The organism is Acidovorax bellezanensis (genome assembly GCF_025421555.1).
GTDB lineage: Bacteria > Pseudomonadota > Gammaproteobacteria > Burkholderiales > Burkholderiaceae_C > Comamonas > Comamonas bellezanensis.
Map to the genome: position 1 here is coordinate 548,497 of NZ_JAODYH010000001.1, position 17,203 is coordinate 565,699.

Sequence of the window (17,203 nt, forward strand, 5' to 3'; positions counted from 1 at the left end):
AAGGCGGGTTCCGTCAGCATAAGCAAACGGAACCCGCCTTCAGGGAAGCGTCAGATTAAGCAGCTGCCTTGGAGGCTTGCTTGATCAGGCGGTCCACCGTAGGCGACGATTGTGCGCCCACGCTCTTCCAGTACGTCAGACGGTCTTGTGCAATGCGCAGACCTTCTTCGCCGCCACGTGCCGTGGGGTTGTAGAAACCCAGACGCTCGATGAAAGCGCCGTCACGACGTGTGCGCTTGTCAGCCACAACGATGTTGTAGAACGGGCGGGCTTTGGAGCCGCCGCGGGAAAGTCGAATGACGACCATGATTTATCCTTTGGGTGGTTGCAGCAACTGCTGCAATGTTTTTGCTACGTTTGAGACACGCGACATGGCCACCCGGCCAGCGACACGCAGCAAAGCTCACGATTATATCGACTTCTTTGACATATGCCTAATATCCGCCCCAGCACCGTTGCCGACATCCCCGCCATCACCGCCATTTACCGCCACCACGTGCTCCACGGCACCGGCACTTTCGAAGTCGATCCGCCCAGCGAGCAGGACATGCTCGCACGCCGCGCCGATGTGCTCGCGCGCGGCCTGCCCTATCTGGTGGCCGAAGGAGAAGACGGGCAGATCCTGGGCTTCACCTACGCCAACTGGTTCAAGCCCCGGCCAGCCTACCGCTTCTCGGCCGAAGACTCGATCTACATCGCCGACTCGGCCCGCGGCCAGGGCCTGGGCCGCAAGCTGCTGGATGCGCTGAGCCAGCAGGCCGAGGCCGCGGGCGTGCGCAAGCTGCTGGCGGTGATCGGTGACTCGGCCAATGCCGGCTCCATCGGCGTGCACCGCGCGGCGGGCTTCACCGAGATCGGCGTGATGCGCTCGGTCGGCTGGAAGTTCGACCGCTGGCTGGACATCGTGCTGATGGAGAAATCCCTGGGCGACGGCGACACCACGCCGCCCGTGGCGCCCCAGTAGTCTCCCGCTAGGCGCCCCCGGCTTTCGTGCGAATAATGGGGGCATGAAAAGCAAGACCCTGGCCGCCTGGTTGGCCTTTATCGGCGGGCCTTTGGGCCTGCACCGTTTTTACCTTTACGGCCTCGGCGACTTGCTCGGCTGGCTGCTGCCCTTGCCCACGGCGCTGGGCATCTACGGCATTCAGCGCGTCCAGGCCCTGGGCCAGGACGACCAGCTCAGCTGGTTGCTGATCCCCTTGCTGGGCTTCACCCTCGCCGGCTGCGCGCTGCGCGCCATCCTCTACGGCCTCACGCCGGTCGAGATCTGGAATGCCCGCTTCAACCCACGTGCTCCCACCGATGCGCGCCCCGGCCGCACCCACTGGGGCACGATATTTGCCATTGCCATGTCGCTGATGCTCGGCGCCACCGTGCTCATGGCCAGCCTGGCCTACAGCTTCCAGCACTATTTCGAGTTCCAGATCGAGGAAGCGCGCAAGATTTCGCAACCGCTGGATTGACCCATGAAAAAAGCCGTCGCCCCAGAGGGGTCGACGGCTTTTGCATGGATGCAGAAGCTGATCAGAAGATCTGCAGGCTGATCCAGTAAGCAATCGCTGCCACAAAAGCGCTGGCCGGAATCGTCAGCACCCAGGCCCAGATGATGTTGCCGGCCACACCCCAACGCACGGCGCTGGCGCGCTGGGTCGAGCCCACACCGACGATGGCGCCGGTGATGGTGTGCGTGGTCGACACGGGCACGCCCATGGCCGTCGCGATGAACAGCGTCAGGGCGCCGCCGCTTTCGGCGCAGAAACCGCCCACGGGCTTGAGCTTGGTGATCTTCTGGCCCATGGTCTTCACGATGCGCCAGCCACCGAACATGGTGCCCAGGCCGATGGCGATGTAGCAGCTGATGATGGTCCAGGTCGGCGGTGCCGAGTCAGTCACATTGGCGTAGCCCGTGGCGATCAGCAGCAACCAGATGATGCCGATGGTCTTTTGCGCATCGTTGCCGCCGTGGCCCAGGCTGTAGGCGCCGGCCGAAACCAGCTGCAGGCGGCGGAACCACTTGTCCACCTTGTTGGGCCTTGCCCGCCGGCAAATCCAGGCGACCAGCACCATCATCAGCGAACCCAGCAGGTAACCCAGCAGGGGCGACACGAAAATGAAGGCCACGGTCTTCCAGATGCCGCTGGCGATCAGCGCGCCCGAGCCCGCCTTGGAAATCACCGCGCCCACGATGCCGCCAATCAGCGCATGCGAGGAGCTGCTGGGGATGCCGTAGTACCAGGTGATCAAATTCCAGGCGATGGCGCCCACGAGCGCGCCGAACACCACATGGGTGTCGACGATGCCCGGCTGCACAATGCCCTTGCCCACGGTGGCGGCCACGCTCAGGTGAAAGACAAAAATAGCGACCACATTGAAAAATGCGGCGAACACCACGGCCTGCGCTGGCTTGAGCACGCCGGTGGAGACAACGGTGGCAATCGAGTTGGCAGCATCGTGGAAGCCGTTCATGAAATCGAACAGCAAAGCCAACACCACCAGCAAGACCACCACCCAGAGGGCGGCTTGTACGGTTTCCATTACGTCAAGACTCCGCGCCGGATCAGGAATTCTCGAGGACGATGCCCTCGATCAGATTGGCCACATCTTCACACTTGTCGGTGATGGTTTCCAGCAGCTCGTAGATCGCCTTGAGCTTGATCACTTCGCGCACATCGGGCTCTTCGCGGAACAGCTTGCTCATGGCCGCGCGCATCACGCGGTCGGCGTCGGACTCGAGGCGGTCGATTTCCTCACAGGTCTTGAGCGCGGCTTCGGCCGTGTTGGCGTCGGAGATGCGGTCCAGCATCTTGACGGCATCGCGCACACGCTCGCAGCACTTGACGCTCAGATCCGTCAGGCGCGTGATTTCTTCCGTCATATGACGCACGTCATACAGCGCCATGGTCTCTGCCGAGTCCTGGATCAGGTCGGCCACGTCGTCCATGGTGTTGATCAGGGAGTGAATTTGCTCACGGTCCAGCGGCGTGATGAAGGTCTTGTGCAAGGCCTTGTTCACATCATGCGTCACCCGGTCGGCTGCGCGCTCGGCGTTGTCCACGTCCTGGTTGTACTTGTCACGCAGGTGGGGATCGTTGTAGTTCGCAACCAGCTGCGAGAACGCATGCGCCGCTTCGACGATGCGGTCGGCGTGCTGGTTGAACATTTCGAAAAAATTACCTTCGCGCGGCAAAAGCTTGGCAAATATCATGGGAGTTCCTTACCAGGAGTTCTGATTGGGACGCTGGCGACACATGACAGTCACACGCAAGAATGCTGGGAAAAGTGTGCCGGCGTAAACCGGGCGAAGTGTACTCTGGCCGTCGCATATCCCAGGCCATCGGCCACGCCGACAACGGCCTGGGCCGCCGGCAAACGCCGGGCCGCGCATGGCCGGGTCCGCAAAACCACGGCCGGCTGCGGCCCGCGCCGCTGTGTGCAAAAACGCAACATACCTGCAAAAAAATCCGCCCGGATACCCGGGTGGCGCCTGGTAAAAACCCTAAACGCGGCCGACTGTCACCCAAGCCCGTTGGGCGCGGGATTCCGGCAATCAAAAAGTCACACCACGGCGGCGACCCGAACGGGTCTCGGCTCAGTCCTGCGCTTTCTTCTGCCGCGCCGCGGTGTTGAGGGCGCGCAGTTCATCGAGCTTCTGGCCGATCTTGATTTCCAGTCCGCGCGGCGCGGGCTGGTAAAAGCCCGGAGCGTCCATGCCGTCGGGCAGGTAGCTCTCGCCCGCCGCAAACGCGCCGTCTTCATCGTGCGCGTAGCGGTAGCCCTTGCCCCAGTCCATCTGCTTCATGAGCTTGGTCGGCGCGTTGCGCAGGTGCATGGGCACGGGACGGGTGGAGTCGGCCTTCACCAGCGCCTTGGCCTGGTTGTAGGCTTTGTAGACCGCATTCGATTTGGGCGCCACCGCCAGATAGATCACGCACTCGGCCAGGGCCAGCTCGCCTTCGGGACTGCCCAGGCGCTCGTAGACTTCGGTCGCGTCCAGCGCCAGGCGCAGCGCACGCGGATCGGCCAGGCCGATGTCTTCGGCCGCCATGCGCACCAAGCGCCGCGCCATGTACAGCGGGTCCGCACCACCGTCGAGCATGCGCACCAGCCAGTACAGCGCCGCGTCCGGGTCGGAGCCGCGCACCGACTTGTGCAGCGCGCTGATCGTGTCGTAGAACTGCTCGCCACCCTTGTCGTAGCGGCGCATGCGCTCGCCCAGCAGCTGGACCAGCCATTCATCGCTGATTTCAGCGCGCTGCTCCTGCGCCGCCGCCATGTCCAGCGTCTCCAGCGTATTGAGCAGGCGGCGGGCATCGCCATCGGCATAGGCCACCAGGCGCTCCAGCGCGGCGTCCTCAATCGCCGGCAGCGCATTCTGGGCCTGGGCCAAGGCCACGATCTGCTTGAGGTCCTCGGTGTTCAGCGGCTGCAGCACATACACCGCGGCGCGCGACAGCAGCGCCGAGTTGACTTCGAACGAGGGGTTTTCGGTGGTCGCGCCGATGAACGTGAACAGGCCGCTTTCCACATGCGGCAGGAAGGCATCCTGCTGACTCTTGTTGAAACGGTGCACTTCATCGACGAACACGATGGTGCGCTGCTGCATCAGCCCGTCACGCGCGATCTGCGCCTGTTCGACGGCTTCGCGGATGTCCTTGACCCCGCCCAGCACGGCGCTGATGGAAATGAACTGCGCATCGAAGGCATCGGCCATGAGCCGCGCGATGGTGGTCTTGCCCACGCCGGGCGGCCCCCAGAGAATGCAGCTGTGCGGACGGCCCGACTCGAATGCCAGGCGCAGCGGCATGCCAGGCCCGAGCACATGCTGCTGGCCTATGACTTCGCCCAGCGTGCGCGGACGCAGCCGCTCGGCCAGGGGTTGTTGGTGGGAAAGAGTGATTTTGGAAGCAGCAGCGTGGACCATGGCAGTCGGGTAAGCGCCAACAGGGCGCACTGCAAAGCTTAGCCGCTTGGCGCGGCCCCGGCGCGCAAACCCGTGGCGATGCCCCCAAACCGTGCGCGGTCTGCAGCCAATTCCCGCGGATTTGCGCCCGCCGCCCAGAGCCCAGGCCGCAAACCCTACACCGGGCGTGAGACCTTGCTTACAACGTCCCGCGCGGCATCCCCCTAAAATTCGCCCCTTTCACGTACACCCGCGCTGCGCTGCTTCGCCAGCGCGCGCCGCCCAGGCCCGTCGCACACCACCCACGGCCGGCCCGGGCCCACTTCCCTTTCCCGATCTATGCAGACCCTCCAAACGCGCGATCTGATCGCCCTAGGCTTCATGACTTTTGCGCTATTTCTCGGCGCTGGCAACATCATCTTCCCCCCCATGGTCGGCCTGGCCGCGGGCGAGCACCTCTGGAGCGCAGCCCTGGGCTTCCTGCTCACCGGCGTGGGACTGCCGCTGCTGACCGTAGTGGCGCTGGCGCGCGTGGGTGGCGGCATCGATGCCATCACCGCCCCCATGGGCCGCATCGCCGGCCTGCTGCTGGGCGTCGCCGTCTACCTGACCATAGGCCCGCTGTTCGCCACGCCGCGTACCGCCACCGTCTCGTTCGAGATGGGCGTGGCGCCGTTCACCGGCCATGGCTCGGGCGCGTTGCTGGCTTACTCCGCGGTCTATTTCGGACTGGTCATGCTGCTGGCGCTGTACCCGGGCAAGTTGATCGACACCATAGGCAAGCTCATCACGCCGGTGCTGATCCTCGCACTGGTGGTGCTGGGCGGCGCGGCCTTTGTGCTGCCGGCCGGCAGCCTGCTGGCCAGCGCCGCTCCTTCGTCGCCCGCCGCACTGGCCGCTGGCTTTGTCCAGGGCTACCAGACCATGGATGCGCTGGGTGCACTGGTGTTCGGCATCGTGATCGTCACCGCCATCAAGGACACCGGCATCACGGACGCCCGCCTGCAGACCCGCTATGCGGTGATTGCCGGCGTGATCGCCGCCATCGGCCTGGGCCTGGTCTATGTCTCGCTGATGTATCTGGGCGCGCACAGCGGCTCCATGGTGCCGGACGCCACCACCGGCGTGCAAGTCCTGACCACCTACGTGCAGCACACTTTCGGCGCTCCGGGCAGCCTGCTGCTGGCCGGCGTCATCCTGCTGGCCTGCCTGACCACGGGCGTGGGCCTGGTCAGCGCTTGCAGCGTCTACTTCAGCCGCATCGTGCCCGGCATCTCCTACCGCACCATGGTGGTGATCCTGAGCCTGGTCAGCATGCTGATCTCCAACCAGGGCCTGGAGCAGTTGATCGTCGTGGCCGTGCCGGTGCTTGAAGCCATCTACCCCATGGCCATTGCCCTGGTCGCGATGAGCCTGCTGTCGTCCCAGTGGAAGTCGGCACCGCGCGTGTTCATGCCGGTGATGCTGGTCGCGCTGGTCTTCGGCCTGCTCAACGCCGCCCACTCCATCCATCCGACCGGCTGGACCTCGGCCTGGCTGCTGCAACTGCCCGGCGCCGCCATGGGACTGGGCTGGCTGCTGCCCGTGGCGGCCACCCTGCTGGCCTGCGCCCTGCTCGACCGCCTGCAGCCCGTGCGCGCCTGAAGCCGCCGCAACAAAAAAAGCCTTGCAACGTCACCGCTGCAAGGCTTTTTCATTGAGGAAGTCAGGCGCTGTTCAGGGCGCGAGCACGTCGGCGCCCTTGGGGGCTACAAATTTGAACATCTCCGCCGGCAGGCTGGCACTGGTTTTCAGGCCGGTGAAGCGGATCAGCGAGCGCTGGCCGAAGCTATCGAGCATGTCGATGGCCGCCAGTTGATCGCCGGCAAAGCCCACGCGCACGCTTTGCAGCTGGCCGTCCTTGGCCTTGGGCAAGGCCAGCACCCACTGCATGCCGTCCTGGTCAGGCGCGGACTGCAGATCGAAGTCGGCGCGCAGCGCCTGCACATTGGCGGCCGATGCCAGGATTGCCGCGGGCGTGGCATCCAGCACCTGGGCCTGCGGACGGCGGGTGACCTGGTTCAGGTCGGCGTCGTACAGCCACAGCGTCTTGCCGTCGGCCACGATCAACTGCTCGAAAGGCTTGCGGTACTCGAACTTGAAGCGCCCCGGGCGCTGGAAGGCGAACTCGCCGCTCGATGTCTTGCTGCGCGCGGCCTGGCCGTCCTTGCCCGGCAACGTCACGGTCTGGGTGAATTCGGCCCGGCCGGCTTGCGCGCCCTGCATGAAAGCTTCCAGGCTTTTGAGCCCGTCGGCGCTGGCCAGTTGGGCACAGGCGGCCAACAAAATACTCGTCACTAATCGCTTCATAGACTCTCCATCCGGGGGTGTTGCCAGCCCACAGGCTTACTCATTGCGTGCGGGCACCAGCACTTCGCGCTGTCCGCTGGTCGTCAGCGAACTGACCAGACCGGCTTTTTCCATATCTTCCAGCAAACGCGCCGAGCGGTTGTAACCAATGCGCAGCTTGCGTTGCACATACGAGATGCTGGCCTTGCGGTCCTTGAGGACCACTTCCACTGCTTGGTCGTACATGGGGTCTTTTTCGCCGTTTTCACCCCCCTCGCCACCGACTTCGCCATCTCCATCCACGGTGCCGCCTTCGAGCACGCCTTCGATGTAGTCCGGCTCGCCCTGTTCCTTGAGGTAGCTGACGACCCGGTGCACCTCTTCGTCGCTGACAAAGGCGCCGTGCACACGAATGGGCAGGCCGGTACCGCTGGCCATGTAAAGCATGTCCCCCATGCCCAGCAAGGCTTCGGCGCCCATCTGGTCGAGCACGGTGCGGCTGTCGATCTTGCTGCTGACCTGGAAAGCAATCCGGGTCGGGATGTTGGCCTTGATCAGGCCGGTGATCACGTCCACGCTGGGGCGCTGGGTAGCCAGGATCAGGTGGATGCCCGCGGCCCGTGCCTTTTGCGCCAGGCGCGCGATCAGCTCTTCGATCTTCTTGCCTACGACCATCATCAAGTCGGCCAGCTCGTCGATCACGATGACGATGTGCGGCAGGCGATCAAGCGGCTCGGGCGATTCTGGCGTCAGGCTGAAAGGGTTGTAGATGAAGCTTTCCTTGGCCTTGGCTTCATCGATTTTTGCGTTGTAGCCCGCGAGGTTGCGCACGCCCAGCTTGCTCATCAGCTTGTAGCGGCGCTCCATCTCGGCCACGCACCAGGTCAGGCCGTTGGCCGCCTGCTTCATGTCGGTGACCACCGGGCACAGCAGATGGGGAATGCCTTCGTAGACCGACATTTCCAGCATCTTGGGGTCGATCATCAGCAATCGCACATCCCGCGCTTCGGCCTTGTAGAGCAGCGACAGGATCATGGCGTTGATGCCCACCGACTTGCCCGAGCCGGTGGTGCCGGCCACCAGCACGTGCGGCATCTTGGCCAGGTCGGCGACCACGGGGTTGCCCACGATGTCCTTGCCCAGACCCATGGTCAGCATGCTCTTGGCGTCGTTGTAGACCTTGGAGCCCAGCACTTCGGACAGGCGGATGGACTGGCGCTTGGCATTGGGCAGCTCCAGCGCCATGAAATTCTTGCCGGGGATGGTTTCCACCACCCGCACCGACACCAGCGACAGCGAGCGCGCCAGGTCCTTGCCCAGGCCCACCACCTGCGAGCCCTTGACGCCGGTCGCGGGCTCGATTTCGTAGCGCGTGATCACCGGGCCGGGCATGGCCGCCACGACCCGCACTTCCACGCCGAAATCCTTGAGCTTCTTCTCGATCATCCGGCTGGTCATTTCCAGCGTGTCGGCCGAGACGGTTTCCTGGCGCTGCAGCGCGGCGTCGAGCAGATCGACCTGCGGCAGCTTGGTGTCGGGCAGTTCGTGGAACAGGGGTTTTTGCTTTTCCTTGATCACGCGCTCGCTGGGAGCGGCCGCCGACTCGAACACCGGCTCGATGATCTTCACGGGCTTGGGATGACTTTCCACGCTTTCCGTGCGCTCTTCTTCCACGTCCTCTTCACGGGCCCGGGCGGCCTTGCGGCCCACGGCCACATCCTTGGCCTTTTCGCGCTGGGCCCGGCTGACGCGGACCATGGAATCGATGCGTCCGCCCAGGCGCTCTGCGAGCTGCCCCCAGGAAAAGCCGAACACCAGCGACGCGCCCAGCACCAGCAGCACAATTCCGGCCAGGGCCGAGCCGGTAAAGCCCAGCCACTGCATGCCATGGAGCCCGCACAGATAGCCCACCACGCCGCCGGCGTGGCCGGGCAGCAGGGATTCAAAACGGTACATGCGCGACCATTCCAGCGCCGTGCTGGCCAACACCAACAGCGCCAGGCCGCCCCAGAAACGAACGCGCCGGCGCCACAGCGGCTCGGCCGGCTCCACGCCGCCACGCGTCCAGCGCAACAGCGAGCCCAGCCAGTTCATGACCGCGGCCAGCACCAGCCACCAGACGGAAAAACCAAAGCCGAAGTAACTGGTGTCCGCCAGCCAGGCGCCCGAGCGCCCGACCCAGTTGTTCACCCAGGGTCCCTGGACCGAGCCCGAAGTCGACCAGGCTGCGTCCTGCGGCGAGTAGCTCAGCAGGGCCAGCAGCAGAAACACCAGCGCCAACAGCCCCACAATGAGGCTGACTTCGTGGCCAAAGCGGGCCAGTCCGGCACGGGGGGCTGATTTGCCCGAAGAATTCAGGGCATTCAATGAGTAAGTCATACGCAGGCGGGAGCTTACCGCACCGCCCGCCTGCGCACAGGAAATGGCCGTCGCCCAGCGGCCACACACTTGCAACAAGACGTTCCCGAATGCAGTGGCTTGATGATTTTTTACAATGTCGGTGATTGATCGCCTGCCAGGACGGGAACCCTGTGCGCAAGGGATACTCCATCTATCCGTCCTATTGATGAACCTCCGCATGCCCGCTGTCGGCATGCCTTTTCGTGATTGCATCCATGTCTACTACCCAACACGCCCACGTTCTGATCCTCGGTTCCGGCCCTGCCGGCTATTCCGCAGCCATCTATGCCGCCCGCGCGAACCTCAAGCCCCTGCTGGTGACCGGCATGGCCCAAGGCGGCCAACTGATGACGACGACCGACGTGGACAACTGGCCCGCCGATGTGATGGGCGTGCAAGGACCCGAACTGATGCAGCGCTTCCAGGAGCATGCCGAGCGCTTCCAGACGCAAATCGTTTTCGACCACATCAACAAAGTGGATTTCAGCAAGCGCCCGTTCACGCTGACCGGCGACTCCGGCACCTACACCTGTGACGCGCTGATCATCGCCACCGGCGCCTCCGCCAAATACCTGGGCCTGCCTTCCGAACAGGCCTTCATGGGCCGCGGCGTCTCGGGCTGCGCCACCTGCGACGGCTTCTTCTACCGCGACCAGCCGGTCTGCGTGGTCGGCGGCGGCAACACCGCCGTCGAAGAAGCCCTGTACCTGTCCAACATCGCCAGCAAGGTCACGCTGGTGCACCGCCGCGACAAGTTCAAGGCCGAGCCCATCCTGGTGGACAAGCTGCACGAGAAGGTCAAGACCGGCAAGATCGAACTCAAGACCCATTTCACGCTGGACGAAGTGCTGGGCGACCAGTCGGGCGTGAACGGCATCCGCCTCAAGAGCACGCAGGACGGCCACACCGAAGACATCGCCCTGCAAGGCTGCTTCATCGCCATCGGCCACTCGCCCAACACCGAGATCTTCCAGGGCCAGCTGGAAATGGAAAACGGCTACATCGTGACCCAGGGCGGCCTCAAGGGCTTTGCCACGCAGACCAGCGTGCCCGGCGTGTTCGCCGCCGGCGACGTGCAGGACCATGTCTACCGCCAGGCCATCACCAGCGCCGGCACGGGCTGCATGGCCGCGCTCGATGCCCAGCGTTTTCTTGAACAGGAATAAGGTTTTTCCAGCCTTCCCTATAATCGCAGGCTTTGCTGAATTTGAGCGCCTCCCCGCAAGGGTTGTGCACCGGCTTGCCGGGAGTTCCAGCACGGGTTACCGCCACCCGAATTCTGGCGAGGTGAGGTCATAGGCACAAGCTGCTCTGCAGTGTTTCGGTGTCTATGGCTGTTAAAACTATCGGAGTGTCCTCATGGCACGCGTATGTGATGTAACGGGCAAGAAGCCCATGGTGGGAAACAATGTTTCCCACGCCAACAACAAGACCAAGCGTCGTTTCTTGCCTAACCTGCAATACCGTCGTTTCTGGGTGGAAACCGAGAACCGTTGGGTGCGCCTGCGCGTTTCCGGCGCCGCTCTGCGTCTGATCGACAAGAACGGTATCGACTCCGTGCTCGCAGACCTGCGTGCTCGTGGCCAAGCCTAATTCCCTGAAGGAGAAATACCATGGCATCTAAAGGCGGACGCGACAAGATCAAGCTGGAATCCACTGCGGGTACCGGTCACTTCTACACCACCACCAAGAACAAAAAGACAATGCCTGAAAAGATGTTGATCATGAAGTTCGACCCCAAGGCTCGCAAGCATGTCGAGTACAAGGAAATGAAGCTCAAGTAAGCGCTGACGAGTCTGCTTGCCACTTCGGCAACAGAAGCTCGCGCTGACAAAAGGGACACCTCGGTGTCCCTTTTTTTGTGCCCGCAGCATTCCCGATCTGGAGAAAAAATCAAGGATGCTGCCCTGATCCTTGATTTTGTTGCAACAATACAGCAGTAAGTGCACACTGTCTCTGCATCTGAAAAAATCAGCGATGCATGGAATCCATGCGTTTGTCGAGTACCTTCGGAGTGCAGATGAGACGCTACATCATCCTGAAATACATCTACCAGCGGCCCATAGGCAAGCGCGATCTGGACACCGGGGTGCTTTCCCTGGAAAAAGTGCTCCCAGCCATTTCCACCGACACGCTGCCCGAACATATGGTCGCCGAACTCAAGTCCGACCCCCAGGTGCAACTGGTCGTGCCCACCATGCCCACACGTCTGATCAGCCCTGTGGAATCCAAACCGGTGGAGCAACTGATGGTGCTGCCGGCCGCCAACTGGGGCATCAAGGCCGTCCGGGCGGACAGAAGCCAATATGACGGCTCCGGCGTCACGGTGGCCGTGCTCGACACGGGCATCGACCGCGATCACCCGGCGTTTGCGGGCATGACCTTGATCGAAAAGGACTTCAGCGACCACGGCAACGGCGATCGCCACGGCCATGGCACGCACTGTGCCGGCACCATCTTTGGCCGCGATGAAGCGCAGCAGCGCGTGGGCATTGCGCGCGGCGTGAGCCGGGCACTGATAGGCAAGGTGCTGGGCGATGATGGGGCGGGCCAGTCCGAGATGATTTTTCACGCCCTCAACTGGGCCATGGAAGAGCGCGCCGACATCATCTCCATGTCGCTGGGTTTCGATTTCCCGGGAATGGTCTCCCGCCTCACGGCCGACGGCTGGCCGCTGGACCTGGCCACGTCCACGGCGCTCGAAGCCTACGGCGGCAATCTGCGCATGTTCGACGCCATCATGGCCGTGCTCAGGGCCCAGGCAGCCTTTGGCGTGGCGCCGCTGGTGATCGCCGCGGCCGGCAACGAAAGCCGGCGCGCCATCCGGCGCGAATACCGCATCGCCACCTCGCTGCCGGCCGCCGCCAATGACGTCATCTCGGTGGCCGCCGTCGGCCGCACCGACCACAAATACGAGGTGGCCGACTTCTCCAACATCCAGGCCCGGCTGGCAGCGCCCGGCGTGGACATCACTTCGGCCTGGCCGGGCGGCGGCCTGCGCACCATCAGCGGCACCAGCATGGCCTGCCCCCACGTGGCGGGCGTCGCGGCCCTGTGGTGGCAGTTCCTGCGCCAGGCCGGCATCCAGCCCACGGCCCGGAACGTGGCCGCACGGCTGATCTCCAATGCGCGCAAGGATGTGTTCGTCGCCAATACCGATGAGGCCGATATCGGCCAGGGCCTGGTGACCTCCCCTTGACCTACGGACGCACGGCGCGCAGCGCCATGGAAAACTCCTTCAAGGCCTGAATTCCGCTGGCTTCGGCCTTGCGGCACCAGGCCTGCAGATCGGCCGTGAGCTGCTCGCGGCTGTGCGATGTGTTGAGCCACAGCTGGCGCAACTCCTCGCGCATGGTCAGCATCTGGTCGATGACCGGATGGGCGGCGCGCACCTGGGCAATCTGCGAGCGCGCGCGCTGGGGCAGCCGCTCCTGGTCGCGCACCAGCCAGCGCCGCACCGCCTGCAACAGGAACACTTCCTCACGCGCCGCACGGCGCGCCTTCAGACGCTGGACTTCGTCACGGCAGGCCGCGCGCAACTCGCCCGCGTAGCGCGCCATGACTTCGTAGCGGTTGGCAATCAAGGCCTGCAGCGTGGCCTCATCGGCTTGCGCCCGCACTTCGCCCTGCTGCCAGCGCGGCGCCAGCCGCTTGACCCGGGCCCAGCCCAGGCGCTGCAACAGCCAGATATAGCCCCAGCCGATATCGAATTCATAGCGCTTGACCGAGAACTTGGCAGCCGTCGGATAGGTGTGGTGGTTGTTGTGCAGCTCTTCGCCGCCGATGATCAGGCCCCAGGGCGAGAGATTGCGGCTCGCGTCCTGGACTTCGAAATTGCGATAACCCCAGTAGTGGCCGATGCCGTTGACCACGCCCGCAGCCCAGAAAGGAATCCAGGCCATTTGCACGGCCCAGAGGGCCAGGCCTGCGGCGCCGAACAGCACCAGGTTGAAGATCAGCAACAGGGAGATGCCCAAGCCCGGGAAACGGCTGTACAGCCTGCGCTCCAACCAGTCGTCGGGTGTGCCCTGGCCATAGACACGCAGGGTCTCGGCATTCGCCGATTCCGCGCGGTACAGCTCGGCGCCACGCCACAGCACGGTGCGCAGGCCGCGCTGCTGCGGGCTGTGCGGGTCATCGGGTGTTTCACACTTGGCGTGGTGCTTGCGGTGGATGGCGACCCACTCCCGCGTCACCATGCCCGTGGACAGCCACAGCCAGAAACGGAAGAAATGCGCAGGCACCGGGCCCAGCTCCAGCGCGCGGTGGGTCTGGCAACGGTGCAGGAAGACCGTCACGCCGACAATGGTCAGGTGGGTGGTGACCAGCGCCACCAGCGCCAGTTGCCACCAGGAAAGCCGCAACAGTCCGTGGCCAAGCCACTCCAAAGCTGCAGTCCATAAAGCGCTATCGGGATACCACATGGCCACCTCAAAGAGAAACACCGCCTGAAAAAGCGGTGTTTCATTTTAGGGCGGGATACCTGGAAGATGCAGGATGATTACCTGCACTTACAGGCAACTCGGACCTTATGACTGCTTCTTGACCCAGACGGCGGCGAAGAAACCGTCGGTCTGGTGCAGGTGGGGCCACATGCGCAGGTAGCGACCACCCGACTCGCCGCCGCTGCACAGGCTGCTCGCCGCTGCGACCTTGAGCTGTTCCAGCAGTTCGGCGGCATCCAGCGGCTCGAAGTCGGGATGGGCCGCGCTGAAAGCTTCGGCAATCGCTTCGTTTTCCTCGGGCAGGATGGAGCAGGTCGCATAGACCAGGCGTCCGCCCGCCTTCACCAGGCGGGCCGCGCTGTCGAGAATGGCGGTCTGCTTGGCCGTGAGCTCGACAATCGCTTCTTCCGACAGACGCCACTTGAGGTCGGGGTTGCGGCGCAAAGTGCCCAGTCCCGAACAAGGGGCGTCGACCAGCACGCGGTCGATCTTGCCCGACAGGCGCTTGACGCGCTCATCGCGCTCGTGGGCGATGGCTGCGGGGTGCACGTTCGACAGTCCGCTGCGCGCCAGGCGTGGCTTGAGCGCTTCCAGGCGATGGCCCGACACGTCAAACGCATACAGTCGTCCGGTGCTGCGCATGCTCGCGCCCAGGGCCAGGGTCTTGCCGCCGGCACCGGCGCAAAAGTCCACCACCATTTCGCCGCGCTTGGCGTCGACCAGCAGGGCCAGCAGTTGCGAGCCTTCATCCTGCACTTCGATGGCGCCGCGCATGAACGCGTCGTAGCGGGTCAGCGCAGGCTTGCCGTCAACGCGCAGACCCCAAGGGGAAAACGGCGTGGGCACGGAACGGATGCCGGCCTTGGTCAGCTCTTTTTGCACATCGGAGCGCTTGTCTTTCAAGGCGTTGACGCGCAGATCCAGCGGAGCGGTCTGCTCCATGCTGTTCGCCAGCGGCCAGAAGCCGTCGCCCAGCTGGGCCTTGAGCGGCTCGACCAGCCACGCGGGCAGGTTGTGCCTATGGGGCTCCATCAGGTCTTCGGGCTTGATCGCATCGCATTGCTCAAGCCAGGCGAGTTCCTGGTCGTTCAGCGCGGATTTGAGAAAGTCGCGCGGGCCGTGATAGCCCAGGATCGCCAGGCGGCGCTCGCGCGGACCGCTGCCCGAACGCGCAAGGCTTTCGAACAGCAATTTCTTGCGCAGCACGGTGTAAGCCGTTTCCGCCAGGGCGGCGCGCTCGCGCTGGCCCAGGCCGCGGTTTTCACGGAAAAAGCGGGACACCACGGCATCGGCCGGGTGTTCAAATGTCAGGGTGCGCTTGACCAGTTCGGAGCAAGCATCAAGGAGGGCGTTGGGATGCATGGGGGCGATTGTCCCATTTGCGGAGTTCCCCCTGCCTTCGCTGGCATCTGCGCGCACCCGCGGACGCGGCTATCCTGCCCTTCTTTTGTGCTTTTTTCTCTTTCTCACATGCCTACCGACACCGATCTGTCTCCCCTGCAACCCACGCCCCCGGGCCTGTACCGCCACTACAAGGGCGGCCTGTACCAGGTGCTGGACATGGTCCGCCACAGCGAAACCCTGGAGCCCATGACGCTGTACCGCGCGCTGTACGGCGAACGCGGCCTGTGGGTACGACCCGCGGCCATGTTCCAGGAAAGCGTGGAGATCGACGGCCTGCGCCAGCCGCGCTTCGCACGCCTGGGTGACTATTCGCCCGAAGCCGAGCAAGCCGCCCGGCAGTGAGCCTTCAGGCCTGGCTTTTCAACCAATTGGCTACAGCCAGCGGATAGATAACATGTTCCTGCACCAGCACGCGCGCGGCCAGCGTCTGGGCCGTGTCGTCTGGCAGCACCGGCACCACCGCCTGCTCCAGGATGGGGCCGACATCGAGTTCGGCCGTCACCTGGTGCACGGTGGTGCCCGCGAACTTGCAGCCGGCATCTATCGCCCGCTGGTGCGTGTGCAGACCGGTAAAGGCCGGCAGCAGCGAAGGATGGATATTGACCAGCCGACCCGCATAATGGCCTACGAACGCCGGAGTCAGGATGCGCATGAAGCCGGCCAGCACCACCAGCGCGGGCTGGTATTGGTCTATGACGGCCATCAGCTGGGCGTCGAAAGCTTCGCGGCTGGCAAAGGCCTTGTGGTCCAGCACGGCCGTGGCGATGCCTTGCTGGCGGGCAAATTCCAGGCCTTTGGCCTCGGCCTTGTTGCTGACCACGGCGGCGACGCGCGCATTCAAAGTTCCGGCCCAGTCCTGTTGCTGGGCCGCCTGCACGATGGCCGCCATGTTGGAGCCACCGCCAGAGATCAAAATCACGATGTTTTTCATTGCCACCGATTGTCTCATCCATGCCCTTTGACCCACGCTCCACTCCCCTGAATCCCGTCCAGGCCCGTGTGCTTGCCACGCTGATGGAAAAAGCGCGCACGGTGCCGGACAGCTATCCGCTGTCGCTCAACACCTTGCTCAATGGCTGCAACCAGAAAAGCAGCCGCGAGCCGGTGATGGAGATCAGCGAGAGCGATGCCCAGGAGGCGCTGGACGGACTGCTGTTGCGCAGCCTGGTCTCGCCCGTCAGCGGCAGCCGCACCCAGCGCTGGGAACACAATTTCCCGCGCGGCGTGGGCGTGCCCGAGCAGTCGGCCGTGCTGCTGGCGCTGCTGCTGCTGCGCGGCCCCCAGACCGCGGGCGAACTGCGCCTGAACGCCGAACGCTGGCACCGCTTTGCCGACATTTCCTCGGTCGAAGCGTTTCTGGACGAGCTGCAGGAGCGCAGCGAAGAAAAAGGCGGGCCGCTGGTGGTCCTGCTGCCGCGCGCTCCCGGCGCGCGCGAGCCGCGCTGGGCTACGTTGCTGTGCGGACCGGTGGACATCTCGGCCTTGCCCGTGGGCGGCAGCGCTTTTGCCCCGCGCGCCAGCAGCAGCGGTGCCGAGCAACGCATCGCCGCGCTCGAATCCCAGGTGCAGCAGTTGCAGGCCAGGCTCGATGCGCTGTGCCAGCAGTTGGGCGTGGATCTCGCACCGGACAACGCAGCGCCTGCCGACTGACAGGCCAGGTGTCCCCCGTCGGACAGCTCAAAAAAGCACGTTCGTGCTATAAAACCTGATAACTCAGGAGACACGA

The 17,203-nt window shown here is 64.2% G+C and carries 18 protein-coding genes; 9 read left to right on the forward strand and 9 right to left on the reverse strand.

What is annotated here, in order from left to right; all coding sequences use genetic code 11:
* Positions 1 to 55: 55 nt before the first annotated feature.
* Positions 56 to 307, reverse strand: coding sequence for a 30S ribosomal protein S16 (gene rpsP, locus N0K08_RS02465; RefSeq protein ID WP_159910627.1), 252 nt, complete (start codon positions 305 to 307; stop codon positions 56 to 58).
* Between the two features lie 123 nt (positions 308 to 430).
* On the opposite strand from rpsP, the gene N0K08_RS02470 reads away from it, so the two are divergent.
* Positions 431 to 964: a GNAT family N-acetyltransferase gene (locus tag N0K08_RS02470; protein WP_261498396.1), complete on the forward strand. Its 534-nt coding sequence runs from the start codon at positions 431 to 433 to the stop codon at positions 962 to 964.
* Between the two features lie 43 nt (positions 965 to 1,007).
* Entirely contained in the window at positions 1,008 to 1,463 is a 456-nt protein-coding gene (locus tag N0K08_RS02475) for a hypothetical protein (protein WP_261498397.1), read from the forward strand.
* Positions 1,464 to 1,524: 61 nt separating this feature from the next.
* Here N0K08_RS02475 and N0K08_RS02480 read toward each other — a convergent pair whose 3' ends face one another.
* From N0K08_RS02480 to N0K08_RS02490, 3 genes are all read right to left on the reverse strand, one after another.
* Positions 1,525 to 2,535, reverse strand: coding sequence for an inorganic phosphate transporter (locus N0K08_RS02480; RefSeq protein WP_261498398.1), 1,011 nt, complete (start codon positions 2,533 to 2,535; stop codon positions 1,525 to 1,527).
* A 22-nt stretch (positions 2,536 to 2,557) separates the two neighbouring features.
* The gene (locus N0K08_RS02485; protein ID WP_261498399.1) at positions 2,558 to 3,205 is read right to left on the reverse strand and encodes a DUF47 domain-containing protein; all 648 of its coding nucleotides are present in this window, start codon (positions 3,203 to 3,205) and stop codon (positions 2,558 to 2,560) included.
* 384 nt (positions 3,206 to 3,589) lie between these two features.
* Positions 3,590 to 4,921 carry a replication-associated recombination protein A gene (locus N0K08_RS02490; protein ID WP_261498400.1) on the reverse strand — a complete coding sequence of 444 codons (1,332 nt, stop codon included), beginning with the start codon at positions 4,919 to 4,921 and terminating at the stop codon, positions 3,590 to 3,592.
* 318 nt (positions 4,922 to 5,239) lie between these two features.
* On the opposite strand from N0K08_RS02490, the gene brnQ reads away from it, so the two are divergent.
* Positions 5,240 to 6,544 (forward strand): branched-chain amino acid transport system II carrier protein, encoded by a 1,305-nt coding sequence (gene brnQ, locus N0K08_RS02495; RefSeq protein WP_261498401.1) that lies wholly within the window; start codon positions 5,240 to 5,242, stop codon positions 6,542 to 6,544.
* Positions 6,545 to 6,616: 72 nt separating this feature from the next.
* On the opposite strand, the gene lolA is transcribed toward brnQ, so the two are convergent.
* Together lolA and N0K08_RS02505 are read right to left on the reverse strand one after the other, a co-directional pair.
* The gene (gene lolA, locus N0K08_RS02500) at positions 6,617 to 7,249 is read right to left on the reverse strand and encodes an outer membrane lipoprotein chaperone LolA (RefSeq protein WP_261498402.1); all 633 of its coding nucleotides are present in this window, start codon (positions 7,247 to 7,249) and stop codon (positions 6,617 to 6,619) included.
* A 36-nt stretch (positions 7,250 to 7,285) separates the two neighbouring features.
* On the reverse strand, positions 7,286 to 9,607 hold the full coding sequence (locus N0K08_RS02505) for a DNA translocase FtsK (protein WP_261498403.1): 2,322 nt from the start codon (positions 9,605 to 9,607) through the stop codon (positions 7,286 to 7,288).
* 236 nt (positions 9,608 to 9,843) lie between these two features.
* On the opposite strand from N0K08_RS02505, the gene trxB reads away from it, so the two are divergent.
* From trxB to N0K08_RS02525, 4 genes are all read left to right on the forward strand, one after another.
* The gene (trxB, locus tag N0K08_RS02510) at positions 9,844 to 10,794 is read left to right on the forward strand and encodes a thioredoxin-disulfide reductase (RefSeq protein WP_261498404.1); all 951 of its coding nucleotides are present in this window, start codon (positions 9,844 to 9,846) and stop codon (positions 10,792 to 10,794) included.
* A 193-nt stretch (positions 10,795 to 10,987) separates the two neighbouring features.
* On the forward strand, positions 10,988 to 11,221 hold the full coding sequence (rpmB, locus tag N0K08_RS02515; RefSeq protein WP_261498405.1) for a 50S ribosomal protein L28: 234 nt from the start codon (positions 10,988 to 10,990) through the stop codon (positions 11,219 to 11,221).
* Positions 11,222 to 11,241: 20 nt separating this feature from the next.
* A complete protein-coding gene (rpmG, locus tag N0K08_RS02520) occupies positions 11,242 to 11,412 on the forward strand; it encodes a 50S ribosomal protein L33 (RefSeq protein WP_008904999.1) in 171 nt (56 codons plus the stop codon).
* A 236-nt stretch (positions 11,413 to 11,648) separates the two neighbouring features.
* Entirely contained in the window at positions 11,649 to 12,827 is a 1,179-nt protein-coding gene (locus N0K08_RS02525; protein WP_261498406.1) for a S8 family peptidase, read from the forward strand.
* 1 nt (position 12,828) lies between these two features.
* Here the strand turns inward: N0K08_RS02525 and N0K08_RS02530 are convergent, their stop codons facing one another.
* Positions 12,829 to 14,052 (reverse strand): DesA family fatty acid desaturase, encoded by a 1,224-nt coding sequence (locus N0K08_RS02530; RefSeq protein WP_261498407.1) that lies wholly within the window; start codon positions 14,050 to 14,052, stop codon positions 12,829 to 12,831.
* Positions 14,053 to 14,157: 105 nt separating this feature from the next.
* The gene (locus N0K08_RS02535; RefSeq protein ID WP_261498408.1) at positions 14,158 to 15,435 is read right to left on the reverse strand and encodes an RsmB/NOP family class I SAM-dependent RNA methyltransferase; all 1,278 of its coding nucleotides are present in this window, start codon (positions 15,433 to 15,435) and stop codon (positions 14,158 to 14,160) included.
* A 108-nt stretch (positions 15,436 to 15,543) separates the two neighbouring features.
* Here N0K08_RS02535 and N0K08_RS02540 point away from each other — a divergent pair, with 108 nt between their 5' ends.
* The gene (locus N0K08_RS02540) at positions 15,544 to 15,819 is read left to right on the forward strand and encodes a DUF1653 domain-containing protein (RefSeq protein WP_261498409.1); all 276 of its coding nucleotides are present in this window, start codon (positions 15,544 to 15,546) and stop codon (positions 15,817 to 15,819) included.
* Positions 15,820 to 15,823: 4 nt separating this feature from the next.
* On the opposite strand, the gene purN is transcribed toward N0K08_RS02540, so the two are convergent.
* Entirely contained in the window at positions 15,824 to 16,408 is a 585-nt protein-coding gene (purN, locus tag N0K08_RS02545) for a phosphoribosylglycinamide formyltransferase (protein WP_261498410.1), read from the reverse strand.
* 20 nt (positions 16,409 to 16,428) lie between these two features.
* On the opposite strand from purN, the gene N0K08_RS02550 reads away from it, so the two are divergent.
* On the forward strand, positions 16,429 to 17,127 hold the full coding sequence (locus N0K08_RS02550) for a YceH family protein (RefSeq protein ID WP_261498411.1): 699 nt from the start codon (positions 16,429 to 16,431) through the stop codon (positions 17,125 to 17,127).
* Positions 17,128 to 17,203 lie beyond the last annotated feature (76 nt).

Bases quoted from the DNA above. Each gene is read 5' to 3' on its own strand.
- N0K08_RS02525 (WP_261498406.1), top strand. From the start codon at position 11,649: ATGAGACGCTACATCATCCTGAAATACATCTACCAGCGGCCCATAGGC.
- rpmB (WP_261498405.1), top strand. From the start codon at position 10,988: ATGGCACGCGTATGTGATGTAACGGGCAAGAAGCCCATGGTGGGAAAC.
- N0K08_RS02490 (WP_261498400.1), bottom strand. From the start codon at position 4,921: ATGGTCCACGCTGCTGCTTCCAAAATCACTCTTTCCCACCAACAACCC.
- N0K08_RS02505 (WP_261498403.1), bottom strand. From the start codon at position 9,607: ATGACTTACTCATTGAATGCCCTGAATTCTTCGGGCAAATCAGCCCCC.
- rpsP (WP_159910627.1), bottom strand. From the start codon at position 307: ATGGTCGTCATTCGACTTTCCCGCGGCGGCTCCAAAGCCCGCCCGTTC.
- N0K08_RS02475 (WP_261498397.1), top strand. From the start codon at position 1,008: ATGAAAAGCAAGACCCTGGCCGCCTGGTTGGCCTTTATCGGCGGGCCT.
- trxB (WP_261498404.1), top strand. From the start codon at position 9,844: ATGTCTACTACCCAACACGCCCACGTTCTGATCCTCGGTTCCGGCCCT.
- N0K08_RS02485 (WP_261498399.1), bottom strand. From the start codon at position 3,205: ATGATATTTGCCAAGCTTTTGCCGCGCGAAGGTAATTTTTTCGAAATG.
- lolA (WP_261498402.1), bottom strand. From the start codon at position 7,249: ATGAAGCGATTAGTGACGAGTATTTTGTTGGCCGCCTGTGCCCAACTG.
- N0K08_RS02480 (WP_261498398.1), bottom strand. From the start codon at position 2,535: ATGGAAACCGTACAAGCCGCCCTCTGGGTGGTGGTCTTGCTGGTGGTG.
- N0K08_RS02550 (WP_261498411.1), top strand. From the start codon at position 16,429: ATGCCCTTTGACCCACGCTCCACTCCCCTGAATCCCGTCCAGGCCCGT.
- purN (WP_261498410.1), bottom strand. From the start codon at position 16,408: ATGAAAAACATCGTGATTTTGATCTCTGGCGGTGGCTCCAACATGGCG.
- rpmG (WP_008904999.1), top strand. From the start codon at position 11,242: ATGGCATCTAAAGGCGGACGCGACAAGATCAAGCTGGAATCCACTGCG.
- brnQ (WP_261498401.1), top strand. From the start codon at position 5,240: ATGCAGACCCTCCAAACGCGCGATCTGATCGCCCTAGGCTTCATGACT.
- N0K08_RS02535 (WP_261498408.1), bottom strand. From the start codon at position 15,435: ATGCATCCCAACGCCCTCCTTGATGCTTGCTCCGAACTGGTCAAGCGC.
- N0K08_RS02540 (WP_261498409.1), top strand. From the start codon at position 15,544: ATGCCTACCGACACCGATCTGTCTCCCCTGCAACCCACGCCCCCGGGC.
- N0K08_RS02530 (WP_261498407.1), bottom strand. From the start codon at position 14,052: ATGTGGTATCCCGATAGCGCTTTATGGACTGCAGCTTTGGAGTGGCTT.
- N0K08_RS02470 (WP_261498396.1), top strand. From the start codon at position 431: ATGCCTAATATCCGCCCCAGCACCGTTGCCGACATCCCCGCCATCACC.